Source organism: Henriciella sp. AS95 (genome assembly GCF_038900055.1).
GTDB lineage: Bacteria > Pseudomonadota > Alphaproteobacteria > Caulobacterales > Hyphomonadaceae > Henriciella.
Genome location: NZ_JBBMQM010000001.1, coordinates 157294 through 172179, shown reverse-complemented (window position 1 = coordinate 172179; position 14886 = coordinate 157294). Strand labels below are relative to the sequence as shown.

At 58.5% G+C, this 14886-nt stretch carries 17 protein-coding genes; 7 read left to right on the top strand and 10 right to left on the bottom strand.

Translation table 11 applies throughout. The annotated features are described in order from the left end of the window. Window positions 1-61: 61 nt before the first annotated feature. Window positions 62-367 carry a hypothetical protein gene (locus WNY37_RS00910; protein WP_342971572.1) on the bottom strand — a complete coding sequence of 102 codons (306 nt, stop codon included), beginning with the start codon at window positions 365-367 and terminating at the stop codon, window positions 62-64. Between the two features lie 113 nt (window positions 368-480). Between WNY37_RS00910 and WNY37_RS00905 the strand changes: the two genes are divergently transcribed. Both WNY37_RS00905 and WNY37_RS00900 read left to right on the top strand, forming a co-directional pair. Continuing rightward, on the top strand, window positions 481-654 hold the full coding sequence (locus WNY37_RS00905) for a DUF1328 family protein (protein WP_342971571.1): 174 nt from the start codon (window positions 481-483) through the stop codon (window positions 652-654). Next, a complete protein-coding gene (locus tag WNY37_RS00900) occupies window positions 651-1712 on the top strand; it encodes an AI-2E family transporter (RefSeq protein WP_342971570.1) in 1062 nt (353 codons plus the stop codon). Before WNY37_RS00905 ends, WNY37_RS00900 begins: the two co-directional genes overlap by 4 nt. Here the strand turns inward: WNY37_RS00900 and WNY37_RS00895 are convergent. Then, a complete protein-coding gene (locus WNY37_RS00895) occupies window positions 1709-2320 on the bottom strand; it encodes a YiiX/YebB-like N1pC/P60 family cysteine hydrolase (protein WP_342971569.1) in 612 nt (203 codons plus the stop codon). The two genes, WNY37_RS00900 and WNY37_RS00895, sit on opposite strands and share 4 nt — an antisense overlap. 5 nt (window positions 2321-2325) lie before the next feature. Continuing rightward, window positions 2326-2706, bottom strand: coding sequence for a hypothetical protein (locus WNY37_RS00890; RefSeq protein ID WP_342971568.1), 381 nt, complete (start codon window positions 2704-2706; stop codon window positions 2326-2328). Between the two features lie 382 nt (window positions 2707-3088). On the opposite strand from WNY37_RS00890, the gene WNY37_RS00885 reads away from it, so the two are divergent. The 3 genes from WNY37_RS00885 (at window position 3089) to WNY37_RS00875 (ending at window position 6120) form a co-directional block, all read left to right on the top strand. Further along, window positions 3089-3811: a lipid A-modifier LpxR family protein gene (locus WNY37_RS00885; protein WP_342971567.1), complete on the top strand. Its 723-nt coding sequence runs from the start codon at window positions 3089-3091 to the stop codon at window positions 3809-3811. A gap of 109 nt (window positions 3812-3920) precedes the next feature. Next, the gene (locus WNY37_RS00880; protein WP_342971566.1) at window positions 3921-4979 is read left to right on the top strand and encodes a lipid A deacylase LpxR family protein; all 1059 of its coding nucleotides are present in this window, start codon (window positions 3921-3923) and stop codon (window positions 4977-4979) included. 115 nt (window positions 4980-5094) lie between these two features. Continuing rightward, on the top strand, window positions 5095-6120 hold the full coding sequence (locus WNY37_RS00875; protein WP_342971565.1) for a ribonucleotide-diphosphate reductase subunit beta: 1026 nt from the start codon (window positions 5095-5097) through the stop codon (window positions 6118-6120). An 85-nt stretch (window positions 6121-6205) separates the two neighbouring features. Here WNY37_RS00875 and WNY37_RS00870 read toward each other — a convergent pair whose 3' ends face one another. From WNY37_RS00870 to ispG, 6 genes are all read right to left on the bottom strand, one after another. Next, on the bottom strand, window positions 6206-6829 hold the full coding sequence (locus tag WNY37_RS00870) for a DUF4167 domain-containing protein (RefSeq protein ID WP_342971564.1): 624 nt from the start codon (window positions 6827-6829) through the stop codon (window positions 6206-6208). A gap of 178 nt (window positions 6830-7007) precedes the next feature. Next, the gene (gene prmC / locus WNY37_RS00865) at window positions 7008-7880 is read right to left on the bottom strand and encodes a peptide chain release factor N(5)-glutamine methyltransferase (RefSeq protein WP_342971563.1); all 873 of its coding nucleotides are present in this window, start codon (window positions 7878-7880) and stop codon (window positions 7008-7010) included. Beyond that, complete coding sequence (prfA, locus tag WNY37_RS00860; RefSeq protein ID WP_342971562.1) at window positions 7855-8931, bottom strand: peptide chain release factor 1; 1077 nt, start codon at window positions 8929-8931, stop codon at window positions 7855-7857. Before prfA ends, prmC begins: the two co-directional genes overlap by 26 nt. A gap of 60 nt (window positions 8932-8991) precedes the next feature. Continuing rightward, window positions 8992-9438: an MAPEG family protein gene (locus tag WNY37_RS00855; RefSeq protein WP_342971561.1), complete on the bottom strand. Its 447-nt coding sequence runs from the start codon at window positions 9436-9438 to the stop codon at window positions 8992-8994. Window positions 9439-9456: 18 nt separating this feature from the next. Further along, the gene (locus WNY37_RS00850; protein ID WP_342971560.1) at window positions 9457-10776 is read right to left on the bottom strand and encodes an alpha/beta hydrolase; all 1320 of its coding nucleotides are present in this window, start codon (window positions 10774-10776) and stop codon (window positions 9457-9459) included. Between the two features lie 161 nt (window positions 10777-10937). Next, window positions 10938-12071 (bottom strand): flavodoxin-dependent (E)-4-hydroxy-3-methylbut-2-enyl-diphosphate synthase, encoded by a 1134-nt coding sequence (ispG, locus tag WNY37_RS00845; RefSeq protein WP_342971559.1) that lies wholly within the window; start codon window positions 12069-12071, stop codon window positions 10938-10940. 204 nt (window positions 12072-12275) lie between these two features. On the opposite strand from ispG, the gene WNY37_RS00840 reads away from it, so the two are divergent. Further along, on the top strand, window positions 12276-12842 hold the full coding sequence (locus WNY37_RS00840) for a TadE/TadG family type IV pilus assembly protein (RefSeq protein ID WP_342971558.1): 567 nt from the start codon (window positions 12276-12278) through the stop codon (window positions 12840-12842). Window positions 12843-12844: 2 nt separating this feature from the next. After that, the gene (locus tag WNY37_RS00835; protein WP_342971557.1) at window positions 12845-13384 is read left to right on the top strand and encodes a TadE/TadG family type IV pilus assembly protein; all 540 of its coding nucleotides are present in this window, start codon (window positions 12845-12847) and stop codon (window positions 13382-13384) included. Window positions 13385-13397: 13 nt separating this feature from the next. Here the strand turns inward: WNY37_RS00835 and WNY37_RS00830 are convergent, their stop codons facing one another. After that, window positions 13398-14879, bottom strand: coding sequence for an MFS transporter (locus WNY37_RS00830; protein WP_342971556.1), 1482 nt, complete (start codon window positions 14877-14879; stop codon window positions 13398-13400). Window positions 14880-14886: the final 7 nt, after the last annotated feature.

Below are 14886 nucleotides of genomic sequence, written 5' to 3'. Positions count from 1 at the left end.
TGAAGGTATCCTTCGATCAATAGGTAGGTTGCCCGTGCCAGATGGCAGGGCTGTTCAGCGTCTATTGATGGAAGGTGGGCGGACTTCGCGGAGGCGGGGCTTGGCCGGGCGGGCGCGACCAGGACCGAAAGTTTTGCACGAAAGGCGTCGCAGTAACCACTGAGACGGGCGGCGCCGGAAGGACATTGCAGACCGGGACCGGGGCGACCTTGGTCGCAACCGCCTTGGTCAGCTCACAGGCGACACCATAGTGATCGTGAGGCGCTTCGCCATGTGCGGCCGCATCAAACAAGGCAGCGCCCTGAACCCAGATAAACAGGGCCGCAAGGATCACCTTGATCGACAGGGAGGAGGTGGCGCTACGCATGATGTTACCAAGTAACAATTGCGGTTGTGAAATCAAGCCAGCTTATGTTGTTCGGAACAATCGCCTGTGCGGCCTGTTGTTCTGGAAATGTTTCGACACACTGGATGGGCCCCATGATCAAGCTTGCTTTTGTCTTTCTTATTATCGCGCTGATAGCCGGACTAGTGGGCCTTACAGGCATCGCCGGGGCGGCTGCCAATATCGCCTTCTTCCTGTTTGGTCTGGCGCTCGTCATCTTCATTGTTCTGCTGGTTCTCGGTTTCACCGTCTTCAAGAAAATAACTTGAGTAAATCCAGCGAAATCCAGGTCGCATCCTCCTTCACTGCACGGTTGCTTCAAATCGTGCTCATCATCGGGCTGGCATTGCTGGTCTGGGCCGTGCGCGATGCGCTGCTTCTCGGCTTTGCGGCCATTTTGCTCGCCATCGCCGTTCATGGCGTCGCCGTTGCGATCAGAAAACTGGTATCGATGCCGAAAGGGCTGTCGCTAGCGCTCGGAGCCCTTGCCATCTTTACCGTGCTGGCGGCCACGCTGACCCTGTTCGGTGCACAATTGGCCTCCGCCCTCTCCGGCGTCGTCGACCGGCTACCAGAAGCGGTGGATCGGGCAAGAGACGCGCTGGAAAGCAATCCGCTCGGCGCCGCCATCGTCAACGAGATCGAAAAGTTCACATCCGGCGATTCAAATGGCGGGTCGGTCCGTGACTTTGCGGCAAGTGCAGGCGGATTTGCTTTCCCATTCGCGTCAGGTCTGACCACGGCGCTGCTCGTCTTCTTCGCGGCCGCGTTCATCACCACGTCCAGCGATGCTTACCGGAAGGGTTTCTTGATGCTCTTTCCCTCGGGCATCGATGAGAAGATCGACGACGCGCTCATCGCGTCCGGCCGGGCGCTCAGGAAATGGCTGCTCGGGATCACGGTGGACATGGTCGTCATCACTGTCCTGATCGGTATCGCGCTCTGGCTGCTCGGCGTACCGGCCTTTATGGGGCTGGCCCTGATCGCCGGGATCGCCCAGTTCGTGCCGACCGTGGGCCCGTTAGTGTCGGCGATTCCCGGTATCCTGCTCGCCTTTACCGTCGGGCCGATGACCGCGCTCTGGACCGCGATCGCCTATCTCGGCATCTCGCAGCTGGAAGCGAACCTCATCTATCCGATGATCCAGAAGAAAGCGGTTTCCATCCCGCCAGCCCTGACCCTGATCGCCATCCTCGCCTTCGGCATGCTGCTGGGGCCGCTTGGCGTCCTCCTCGCCACGCCGATGCTTGTCGTGTTGATGGTTTTCGTGACGAAGCTCTACGTCAACGGTACGCTCGGCAAGGAAGCTGATATCCCCGGGGCCTAATTGCGCGCCTCCACAACTCTGACTTCCTGCGCGAGCGGATGAAGCGAGAGGTCCGACAGGGCGATGTAGACCCGGCCCAGTGATGTGCTCTTTTTGCCTATGGGATCGTGCCCGAGACCAGCGGTCATCGCGCGCCAGATCAGCTCCGTGCAATAGAGATTGTTTTCGCTTTCAATGGAATAGCCGCGGTCGAATGGCGTGTGCGCGCGGGCTTGGCCATCGGCGTACGCGATCATCCGCGCAAGGGCGGCCTGGTCGATGTTCAGGCGGAAGACACCGGCCTGATCGACATCACTCAGAAAACCTTCAAGGGAAACAGATCGAACTTCACCGATCGTCTCGCCGGGCGCGCCGCCGCCAGTGTCGGCGTGAACAACTGAGATCGGATCACAGCATGTCTCCGGAACGGACACGACGATGCCGACATGGCCCCATCGCTTGTCGCCCGTGGACCAGCGCGCCGCCAGTTCTGTCCAAACCGCCGTGCTCGCCCCTTTGAAGATGAGATCTCCCGGCTGAATATAGGGTGAGATCGCATCCGTCATTTCTTGCCCGCGATCGATGGCCGGTTCGGCCTCCGCTGACGCAGCAATGGCCATCAGGGCCATAGAGGCTAACGCTTGGCGAAACACGTATTGACCGAATTGGAGGCCGGGACGCTGATCTTGCTGCGTGCGGTCTCCAGACCTTCGGCGAAGGTTGCGCCTTTATTGATCGCGCCCGCGATCGCCCTGGCATCCTTTATCGGCATCGGGTCTCCCGAGTATGACGACTCTTCATCTGACCAGAGCGGTGTGGTGATGCGTTTAGCGACGCACTCGCACGTGTCGAGGTCGTAGTCATAGTCGCCGGCGGCGCGTGAGCGCTGGATTGATCCGGGGCAGCCGGACAGAGCTCTGGCCTGAATATCGGCAAGGCGCTCTGGCTCAGTGCTTGCACAACTCGCCGCAAGGCAGGCTGATGCCGCGAGAATGGCGGGCAGGTAGAGTTTCATTTTGTCCCCTCGAATCTGATCGAAGTGGAAAAACTAGTCTCAGCAAAAAGAAACCGCAATTGCGCTTTAGGAATGAAAGTTAAAGAAAAAAGTGATCGCGTTAACGTATTGGGCACCGGCTTCTGAGGCCAAAAAACGGCTAAAATACAACAGTGCGGAACCAAAATGCGCTTCTGGAATTAAAACTATGTGAGTTAAGCATGAATGGCGAATATGGGACTCGGAAGCGGTTCGCGTTCATGTTAAGTTAAAGGTCTGAGGTCACGATTTACCCCTGAGTTCTGGGGAGAAAGCGACCGTGAGAGGTGTCAGAAAGAGCATGTTCATAGCTGCTTCAACACTTGCATTCGTAGGCTGCCAAGGGTGCCAGCAGGTTCCCGAGTTGCGTGCCCATGCTCCCGTCAACCGGTTCGAAAATGTCTCTGCGCGCAATGAGCCACTCCCCTTGGTGGATGCTTCAGCAGCGCTGTCATTCCAGAAAAGCGAAACATCCAATGTCGAGGGCCTGGCGCTTACGCCGGTTCGTTCGACAACGACCCCGCCGCTCAACATTGATTTTGCGTCCGCCGGTCAGCTGTCGACCATGCGTATCTCGAACACGCAGGGTGTCCGTAATTTTGAAGGCCGCCGCGCCGCGTCCAATCTGACAAATCCGGTTCGCAATGTCCGGGATTTCGGCGCGACGATGGCTTTCTCTGCGGCTGATGCCCAGACAGGCCTTGGCTTCGACCTCGGTTTCATCCCGCGCGTCAGCGTCACGAAAGACGGTGAATTCGAGCAACGCCGCGTCGGTGGTGAACTGCGCATCGGTCAGAATTTCGACCAGCGTGGCAAAGACGTTGAGGCGACTGGCTGGTACCTGTTTGCCGGTGCTGACGGCGAAGCCCTGGTGTATGAGCCGGATCAGGACCGTAAGTTCACAAACCGCATGGCGCTCCGCGATCAGGTCACGGTTGGTGACATGCAGGCCGGCGTTTCATTCACGCGCGGCGCCGGGCAGCTTTCGCTGAGCTATATCCGCCGCGAAGTGGAATATCGCGAACGTGGCGTACGTGGGCAGGAAACCGAAGACTTTGCTGGCGTGAGCTTCACTGTCCGCAAGTAAGAGAGCCGCGTCCATCGCACCTCTGACCCCTTTCCGACACAAAATAATCACGCGCTCTGTCAGCATTTTAAGCTGACGAACCGCCATGATGAGCGATATAGGGCGCAGCATGTCATCTTCGTCCGCATCGCCAGTTTTTTCGCGCTCGCTTATCGTGTCCGTTCTTGCTCTGGGCGCGCTGAGCGCCGAGCGACCCGCGGCCCATGCGCAAGGTGTCGAGGTGCCGGACGATGCGCCGTCTTACCTCCTGAACAGGGGCGTGTGGTCGGTGACGTCGGAAAATGACCTGTTCGGCGGCACGGACCGCAATTACACGAATGGTATTCGTATTGAGCGGGTGTCGCCGGCGAATCACGTCTCGCCAGTGCTGACCTGGGCCGCCGACAAGCTGCCCTTCCTTGATCTCAATCGTAAGCGGTTGCGCCAGGGGCTCGCCCTGTCCCACGCGATCTTTACGCCTGAAGACATTACCACGACGGTGCCCGACCCGAATGACAGGCCGTATGCGGGCTGGCTTTACATATCTGGTACCGCCGTCGCTGCGGACGATCATATTCAGGACATCCTGCAATTGAACCTCGGCGTTGTCGGGCCGTCTGCTGCAGGCGACTATGTTCAGAGCCAGTGGCACGATCTCATCAATGAACAGAAGCCAATGGGTTGGGACTACCAGTTAAAAGACGAGATCGGCGTTGAACTTGTCGCCCAGCGCATGGCGATGTTTGACGGGCCGAATTTGCCGCTGGGCCTCGAAACTGACTACGGCGTCTATGCAGGCGGCGCGCTCGGTAATGTTCGCACCTATGCTGGGACCGGCCTTGTCGGGCGGATTGGCTGGGATCTGGAGTCCGACTTCGGACCGCCGCGTATCCGGCCGGCCCTGACCGGCGCGGGGACGTTCTCTCCGGCGCAAAACCTGGGCGGCTACCTCTTCGCGGGTGTCGATTCGCGATTCGTCCTGCGAGACATGTTTCTGGACGGAAATGCCTTTCGGGATGGCCCGCGCGTGGCTGACCGAAACAAGATTGTCGGTGACATCCAGGCCGGCGCCGCCGTGCATATCTACAATGTGCAGTGGGCGTTTACCTATGTGCATCGCACCGAAGAGTTCGCCCGCCAGGACGGCGCGCAGCGATTTGGAGCGGTCTCAGTCTCGATCGCCTATTAGTCCACAGCCCGCCCATTGGCTGTGGAAAGCGTTAACCTGCGACAGTATATATCTTGCGTCTGACGCAATGTTTCGGCACTATATGTGGTGCTGATGAGACAGAAAGGGCATCCCCATGGCAGACGGAATCATCCAGGTCCCCGGCCTTCTGAAACCGAGCAAGGCTTATAAGCCGTTTCGTTATCCGTGGGCGTATGATTTCTGGAAGATCCAGCAACAGGTCCATTGGCTGCCGGAAGAAGTTCCGCTTGGCGAGGACTGCAAGGACTGGTCGAACAAGCTGACCGACAAGGAGCGCAACCTCCTTACACAGATTTTCCGTTTCTTCACGCAGTCCGATGTCGAGGTCGGCGCGAACTATATGGAAAACTACATGCCGCTCTTCAAACCGGTTGAAGTGCGCATGATGCTCGCGGCATTTTCCAATATGGAGACCGTACACATTGCGGCTTATGCGCTGCTGCTGGAAACGATCGGCATGCCGGACTCCGAGTTTGGCGCCTTCATGGAATATGAGGAGATGGCCGCAAAGCACGACTATCTCGGACAGTTCGGTTGCGAATCCGACAAGGATATCCTGACCAGTATGGCCGTGTTCGGCGGTTTCACCGAAGGCCTGCAACTGTTTGCATCCTTCGCCATGCTGATGAATTTCCCGCGCTTCAACAAGATGAAGGGCATGGGCCAGATCGTCTCCTGGTCGGTGCGCGACGAGTCGCTGCACTGCGAAGGCATGATGAAGATGTTTCACACCTTCGCTGAAGAGACCGGCGCGCTGACCAAATCGGTGAAGGACGATATCGCCGATTGCTGCCAGACGGTGGTGAAGCTCGAAGACAAGTTCATCGATCTCGCCTTCGAGGCCGGCGAAGTGCAGGGGATGACTCCGCAGGACATCAAGAATTATATCCGTTACATCGCCGACTGGCGCATGGGGCAGCTGAAGCTTGACCCGATCTACGGTGTCGACAAGCACCCGATCCCGTGGCTGACCGAAATCCTGAATGGTGTTGAGCACGCCAACTTCTTCGAGGCGCGCGCGACGGAGTATTCCAAGGGCGCAACGCTGGGTGACTGGCACGGCGACGACGGTGTCTGGTCGATGTTCGACAAGCAAAAGAAAACTGTCGCTGCGGAGTAATAGTCCGGGCTGAATGCCAGACTAGGAGAAAAGAAAAGGGCGCCTTCCGGGGCGCCCTTATTCGTATCGGGATAATGAGGAAGGCTTACTCAGCCGCTTCCTTGGGGCTGGTATCTTCCCGGCCGCGAGACAGGGTCGACATAACGCCCTCATTCTCGTTCGCCGTATCAGCCTTCTTGCGATAGGTGCGCCGACGCGTTTTGGGCTGCTCTTCGCCGTCCGTGGCAGAGGAGTCCTCAGACTTGCCCTTTTTGTCTTCTCCATCGGATGAGGCAGCGACCTTGTCCTTGTCGTCATCCTTGTTGTCGCGCTGTTTCCGGGAATTGCGGCGCGGTTTCTTTTCGGTCTGGTTGTTGTCATTTCCAGACGAATTGTCATTGGACTGATCGTTATTGTCGTCCGACGCGTCATTATCCGACTCATTGTCATTATCGTCGGAATTATTGTCGTCATTCTTGTTGCGCTGCTTGTCCTTCTGGAAGGACGCCACGATGCGCGCATAGTGTTCGGCGTGCTGGAAGTGCGCCTCAGCTTTCACTCTGTCGCCGGCCGTCAGAGCGTCGCGGGCATATTGCTGGTACTTGTCCAGAATCTGCTGCGCCGAGCCGCGGATTTTTACGTCCGGACCGGTGCTCTCATAGTGCCGGTTAGGGTTGTTGCTGTTATTGTTTCCGCCTGATCGGCGTCCACGTCCGCGCTTGCGTTGCATACGCTAAATTCCTGATCCCGTATTTTGTCCGTTGTGTCAGACCCTGCGCGTCACACCCCAATCGGGAAATTCGGTAATGTATCGCTTGCTCCTGGCGGGGCTCCAGAAAGAACGGAGCCGCCTGCCTGATGACTGCTGTAGCGCGCATTTGCCGCTTCGCCAAGCCCCTTGCTGCGCTTCAGCGTCTGGCAGAGACCACCCGGTCGCGTTGTCCATGGTCCTGTCCACAGGAAATGGAGCCGAATCCGGCCTGTTCCAGCAGGCCTGTTACAGCTTCGCGCTGATCGAATCCGATCTCGAGGACGATCCACGCCCCGTCCTTCATCCGCTGTGCAGCAACTCCAATGATGCTTCGATAGGCGTCGAGACCGTCAGTCCCGCCATCAAGGGCCGAATGCGGCTCGAAGCTTCGTACGCTTGGGTCCAGTGTCGCGATGACATCGGTCGCGATATAGGGCGGGTTTGAAACGATCAGGTCGGCCATTTCCCAGCCCCGCCAGCCTTCCCAGCTTTGAACCCTGAACGCCGCTCGGCCCTCGAGGTCGTGACGGCGGAGGTTCAAGTAGGCGACTTCAGCGGCCCTTTTTGAAAGTTCAACGCCAATGCCGGTCGCTCCCGGCTGGTTGGCGAGAATCGCAATCAGAAGACAGCCCGTCCCCGTGCCCAGGTCGCCAATTCGGACGTCGCGCCCAAGTGGCAGGCGCGCCAACGCCTCGTCCACAACGACTTCACTATCGGCGCGAGGGATGAGCGTATCCTTGGTGACCCGGAAGTCGAGCCCGTAGAAATGCGCCTCGCCTGTCAGGTGTTCGAAGGGTTCACCAGCAGCAAGACGCTCGACGAGGTCAAAGAACTCAGCGCGGAATGGAGCAGGCATCTCCTCGATCTCGTCGCGAATGAGTTCGGCCGCCGATCGACCGCTCACATGCTGCATCAGATGCCGCGCTTCGCGTGCGGGATGATCGACACCGGCCGATTTCAGGCGGCGCGATGCGATCGCGATCGCGGTCTTGTATGAGCCATCCTCATGCATCTTCGCCCATCGCGGCAAGTTTGCGGGCCTGATCTTCTGCAATCAGCGCCTTGATGACATCATCCAGCTTGTCGCCGGTAATGATCTTGTCGAGCGAGTAGAGTGTCAGATTGATGCGATGGTCGCTGACCCGGTTTTCCGGATAGTTGTAAGTGCGAACCTTCTGCGAGCGGTCACCCGATCCGATCTGTTCGGCCCGGGCTTCGGCGCGCGCGGCATCTTTTTCTTCGCGCTCGCGCTCATAGAGGCGGATTTTCAGCTGTTGCATCGCCTTGTCGCGGTTCACATGCTGGGACTTCTCCGAGCTGGTCGTCACAATTCCTGTCGGCAGGTGAGTGATCCGCACGGCCGAGTCTGTCGTGTTCACGTGCTGGCCGCCCGCGCCGGATGACCGCATCGTATCAATCCGGATGTCTTCCTGGCGCACTTCGATCTCGATGTTTTCCGGTGCCGGCAGAACCGCGACTGTGGCCGCAGAGGTGTGAATACGCCCGCCGCTTTCGGTTTCCGGAACGCGCTGGACGCGGTGAACACCGCTTTCCCATTTCATGCGCCCGAACACGCCGTCGCCTTCGATGTTCGCGATGATTTCCTTATAGCCGCCGACATCGCCCTCGGAGACAGACACCACATCCACTTTCCAGCCTTCCAGCTGGGCGTAGCGCGAATACATGCGGAAGAGGTCACCAGCAAAAAGCGCCGCCTCGTCTCCGCCTGTTCCTGCGCGCACTTCAAGGACGATGTTCGCCTTGTCGTCGGCATCCTTGGGGATGAGGAGCAGCTGGACTTCTTTCTCCAGCGCCGGAAGCTGTTCCTTGATCTCGTAGAACTCTTCCGAGGCGAGCTCCGCCATATCCTTGTCCGGCCCGTTCATCATCGTTTCGGCGTCTTTGAGCTGCTGTCTCAGATCAGCGAGCTCTTTTGCCTTGTCGGCAACGGGCTTGAGGTCGGCATGCTCACGCGACAGCGCGACGATCTCGTCGCTATCGGTAACAGACCCCATACGGGCTTCGACTTCGTCAAACCGGTCGATGACCTGTTCAAGGCGGGAAATTGGAATATTGGCCATGTCCCGCCTCTAAACCGGAATGGCGAGCGGGGGAAGAACCCTCGCGCCGTGTCCGGCTGTTCAGCCTGTAATCAGCGGATTGGTCAAAATGCGGATCACTTCCTTGCTGGCCATCACAATCAGCACGATTGAGGCGAGCATAAAGACGAAAAAGCGATGGATCACCTTGGGTGACAGCACCTGGACCAGAGAGTGTATCACTCGCAGTCCGACATAAGCCCAGGCCATATACATGAAGACATTGTCGCCGCCGCCTGTCAGCGCTGAGAAGAAGACCAGCGCATAGAAGATGGTCGGCTGTTCGTGCAGGTGATTATAGTTATCGGCAACCGAGCGGACATTCGCAGGAAGCTTGTCGGCATGCGTTCCGGGATGGCGGGCATCATCGGGATTGATTTTCAGCCTCTGCATGGCCGGAATGCGGGTCGCATACATCCAGAGCAACATGATTAGCGTCCAGACGACGAGCGCCAGAACCGGCAGCAGATCCTGCATTTGATATGTCATTGTCTAAGCCTCCCAGACCTATTTGGATGGGGTGACACTAGCCTCATTTGAGCTGCCTGGCACCTCATCACTTTGCGGCATGACATTATCCAGCCAGTCGAGCCAGAAATCCCAGTCACGCTGGGTGATGGAATGGCCGCCGGGGCGCATCCAGAAAACCAGATTGGCGTCATCAGGGGCGTCCTGCATCCCGTCCTGCTTGAGACCACCCGCACCGGAGGCTGCATAGATCGGCGCGGCTTCAAGCGTCGCGCGCCAGGAACCGTTCGGGTCAGACCAGACATCGCGGCGTCCATTGCCGATCAGCAGCGGCGTCGGCGCATTGAGCGCAATGAGAACGTGCATGTCGACGGGCGTCGTATTGGTCCCGTCAGCGTCGAAGCGGGCATATGCAGGGTCGAACCAGTGAGGATAGCTCTTCAGCATGCCATCGACGGTTTCGCCGGGCTTGTCGCGGCTGAGCGCGCTACCGCCGGTGCCTGCCTGATGCGCGACGATGGCATCAATACGGGTGTCATAGACGCCCGCGACCAGGGCTGACTTGGCTGAGCGCGAATGGCCCATAATCGCTTCGCGGCTGGTATCGACGCGCGGATCGGCTTCCAGCACGTCCAGTGCAGCGCTCCATGCGGCGGCCCATCCGGAAACGGCGCCGGTGATCTCACCGCGAGGCCCGTGCGGAAAATCCGGCATCAGCGCGCGCGCCGGTTCTGTCGAATCCGGGATGACTTCAGACGTATAATAGCTGGCATAGGCATAGCCGCGATCGAGCACCTGTTGCATCGGCGGGGTCGAAATGTACCGACCAAAGACTTTCATCACCATGCTGCCCATGAAGGATGGCTCGCCGCCGCCGCAAAAATCGTCGACATTGTCCGGCAGGGGCGGGGTGAGCGCAGGATAGTCGAAGGCGGTCTGGTTTCCACAAAAGGACTGGCTGATGATGATCGGGTGCGGTCCGTCCGTCTTTGGCCAGGCGACGGCCAGCACGAAGTCACGTTGCTTGCCAGACCCTTCAATCGCGATCACGTATTCTTCCAGGACGCCGTGCCCCTCCCAGTATTCTTCATCGACGATCCGGTGTTCGATCAGACGCCCGGTCACGCCTTCGGGGATGGGGCCGGTAATATGAGTTTCCAACCGGTCAATCCAGCGCTCGCGATCAATCAGAAACCCTTCCGGGTCATCGGCGATGGGCGGATAGGCGGCGGGCTTTCCCTCAACATCAAGGCTGGCATAGTTCAGCCCGAGCTGCGTGCAATTGGCCATACCGAGGAGCAGGACACCGAGCACCGCAAGTCGGCCAATCCAGCTCAGAATGCCAAGTACGATGTTCATTTACCTGTCCTCATGTCTGGAGACGTCGATAGCAGCAGTTTCCCCTTTGGCACAGGGCTCAAAGCCCCGTTTCAACAGAATCCGCCGTCGCCGCCGGCAAGCGGCCGCGATATCCGCGCGAGCCGGGCACGGAACAATACGTCCAGGATTGATGGCTGATCTTACTCAGCCGCCACAGTTTCAGCTTCACGCTCAGCGCGAAGCCGTTCGGCCTTTTGCTCGACAAGATCGACAATGTGCTCGATCATGTCGGCATTGGAGACATTATGGTCCGCCTTGCCTGAGACGAACATCTTGCCGCTTTCCTTGCCGCCGCCGGTGAAGCCGAGATCGGTCAGTGCTGCCTCGCCGGGTCCGTTAACGACGCATCCGATGATCGACAGGGAAATAGGCTCAGAAATGTGAGCCAGCCGCTGTTCCAGGATTTCGACCGTCTTGATGACGTCAAAGCCCTGACGCGCGCAACTCGGGCAGGCGACAATGTTCACGCCGCGCGTTCTCAGCCCCAGAGACTTCAACATTTCGAAGCCGACTTTCACTTCCTCAACCGGATCGGCGGACAGTGAGACACGGATTGTGTCGCCGATACCCATCCAGAGGAGATTACCCATGCCTATCGAGGATTTGACGGTCCCGGTGCGAAGTCCGCCGGCCTCTGTAATGCCGAGATGGAGGGGTGCATCCGTTGCTTCAGCCAGCTGCTGATAGGCTGCGACCGTCAGGAACATGTCCGAGGCCTTCACCGAAATCTTGTATTCGTGGAAACCGAGATCATCGAGAATGCGAGCATGGTTAAGCGCGCTCTCGACCATGGCTTCGGGGCAGGGCTCGCCATACTTTTCAAGGAGGTGGCGCTCCAGGGAGCCGCCATTCACCCCGATCCGCATTGAGCAGCCATTTGCGCGGGCCGCGGCAACAACTTCCTTTACCCTGTCATGGCTGCCGATATTGCCAGGATTGATCCGCAGGCAGGCGGCGCCGGCGTCAGCCGCCTCTATGCCGCGCTTATAGTGAAAATGGATGTCGGCCACGATCGGCACCGGGCTTTCACGGCAAATATCTGGCATGGCCGCCGTGGATTCCTCGGTCGGGCAGGACACACGCACGATATCGGCGCCCGCTTCGGCAGCGCGGTTGATCTGCTCGATCGTCGCGGCGGCATCTTCAGTCGGCGTGTTTGTCATCGTTTGCACGGCGATTGGGGCATCGCCGCCAATCTCGACGTCGCCGACACGGATTTTTCGCGACTGTCTGCGCTCAATTGACCGCCAGGGTCTGACCGGATTGTGGCTCATGCAACACCTCTGAACTCGCGTCTTCATAGCATGTGGCGTCACAGTTTGGCGAGGTAAAGGCCGCTGAGGCAGACGCCATGTCACGCACGAGGCGGGTCTTACCGATAGATGAAATTTCACACATCGCCTGAACGGCGTTGAAACGCTGTTCTGTTAACCAGCAAACTCAAGAGAGGCGTGCCACGTGGGAGCGCGTGAGAAAATATGTCAGATCATTTCTTTCCGGGCGTGCTAGCGCCGATCTATTTTCGTCGGCTGACGTCCTGGGCTGAAGACAGGCGCGGCGTTGCGGCGGTTGAGTTCGCGATGATCGCCGTTCCTTTCTTCTTTCTCATCTTCGGCCTTCTCGAAATCTGCGTGATCTTCATCATGTCTTCTGTTCTCGAGCACGGCATTAACGAAGCGGCGCGCGGCATTCGGACCGGCCAGCTGCAGCAAACGGCCGACTTTGAACGTGACGATTTCGAAAAGGTGATCTGCGACGAAATCTTCGACATGTTTCAGTGCGAGGGCAAGATCCAGATCGATGTGAAGACGTTTGACAGCTTCTCCTCGACCAGCAGCCCCAGCCCGATCAATGGCGATGGCGAACTGGATACGACCAGCTTCGATTTTGACCCGGGCGGCGCGAACGATATTGTCGTCGTGCGTGTGTTCTATGAGTGGGAACTCATGACGCCTATCCTGAGCGCGCCACTGGCCAATCTCAAGGACAATAAGCGCCTGCTCCAGTCGACTGTTGTCTTCCGCAACGAGCCTTTCGGGAACTAGCCATGACTTATCTTTCCCGCCGCCTCCGCCAGTTTCGCCGCGCCAATAAAGGCATTTCGGCCGTCGAATTTGCGCTTATCGCGCCGCTGATGATCCTCATCTACTTTGCCTGTATCGAACTGTCTTTCATGATGGTGCTCGACCGCAAGGTGACGACATCCGCCGCGTCCCTCGGTGACCTCGTCGCGCGTGCCTCGACCATCGATGATGATGAGCTCGATGACATCTTCCAGGCGACACGGATGATCTTTCAGCCGAACCCGATCGTGGATGCCCGCATGCGCATCTCGAGCCTTTATGATGATGATGGCACTGTGAAAGTTGCCTGGAGCGACGGGTATAACTTGACGGCTTATGGCGAGGACGATGTGAAAGTCGTCCCAGAAGACCTCGTGCCGGATGGTGGTTCAGTCATCTTTGCTGAAGTCGAATACGACTATGAGTCGACGCTCGGCTACCTCTTCACGACAAAGAAAACGCTGTCTGACGAATTTTACCTGCGCCCACGTCGTGCCGATTATGTCGCCCGGGTTCGCGACTAGGCTTGTCGCCTGATCAGGTTTCAGTCGCCGGATGCTTGCCTGATTTGACCGTGGACAGCACGGCGAGTCCGAGCAGGAAAAGCGCGCCGATCGGTGTCATTCCGATCCGCTGATCATCGGTCCACTTCGTCACCAGCTCAACCAATAGCGGCCCAAGCCATACGGTCACTGTCCCTGCAATCGCGTATAGCCCGAAAAACTCGCCGACCCGTTCGGCGGGCGCCAGATGGACAAGCATGGACCGGCTGGACGATATGCTTGCCGTGGCGGTGATTGCGATAAAGGCCGCCGATGAGAGATAAACCAGATCGGACAGCGTATTGAAGATCGGCCCGTCCCACAGCGCCACATTCTGGATGGTGCCATAGAAGATGGATTGCTGTGTGATCGATAGCTGGAACACCAGCGTCGCGATCATCCCGGTAATCTCAATCATCAGCGCACGCTTTGGGCCAACCTGTCCATCGAGCCAGCCACCGACCAGACCGCCGACAAAGGCAAACAGCGAAGCCAGAATGGCATAGGCTGAGAGCTCCACCAGATTCCACTGCAAGAACAGGCCGATATAGACGGCCCCGAGCGTCAGGAGCGCGGCCATCGCATCTGCGTAGAGCATGCGTGCCCCAAGATATTTGAGAATGTTGTAGTTCTCTCTGGCGCGCCTGAATGTCTGGAAAAGGCTCGCCGCCCCGCGCTTCATTGCCATTGGCCAGCTTGCGCCGTGCGTGCCGCCATCCTCGCTTCTCAAAAAGAAATGGATCGAAAAGACGGCCAGCCACACAGCGCACAGTGGACCGGCCAGACGATAGTGCTCGGCAGCGCCGACATCGAGGCCGAAAAGCGGTTCGGCAAATGGCCACTGAATGAGCTCTGGCATGGCGAATGCCACGACGATGAATAGCATCAACAGCCCGCCAGCCAGATTTCCGAGTGCCAGACCGAGGCCGGAAATCGCTGGCAATGCCGCTCGCCTGCCATTCACGTTCAGCATCGAGTTATGAGTGACTTCGGAATAGGTGTAGGCGACATAGGCAACGACCAGCGCCCCCATCGTCTGCGGGATGGAGAGACCGCTACCGTCGGGTTTGGCGTACCAGAGCGACCACGACGTGATGACGATGATGAAGAGGAAAACGGCCAGAAGCGGTTTGCGCCTGCCGCCCTTGTCGAGCGCGGCGCCGAGGAACGGGGCCGTCAACGCAGCAACAAAACCGGCCATCTTGACGATCGAGGCGATGGTCGCCTGTCCCTTCGCATTGGCAGCTTTCTGGGCTGCCTCCGGGGCGAGACCATCAAGGGCGCCGCTCGCCAGCAAATCCGCGCCGATCACACTGCCAAAATAGACCGGAAAGACGTAAATGACGATCAGGATGTAGTATGGATTGCGAGCCCATTCGAAAACGGCCCAGGCAAAGCCTCGTCGATCTAGCGCGCCGCCAAGGTCGATTCTCGGTTCGACAATGGGTTCGGCTGGCGCTGGGGTGGCATCGCTCATACGTTTT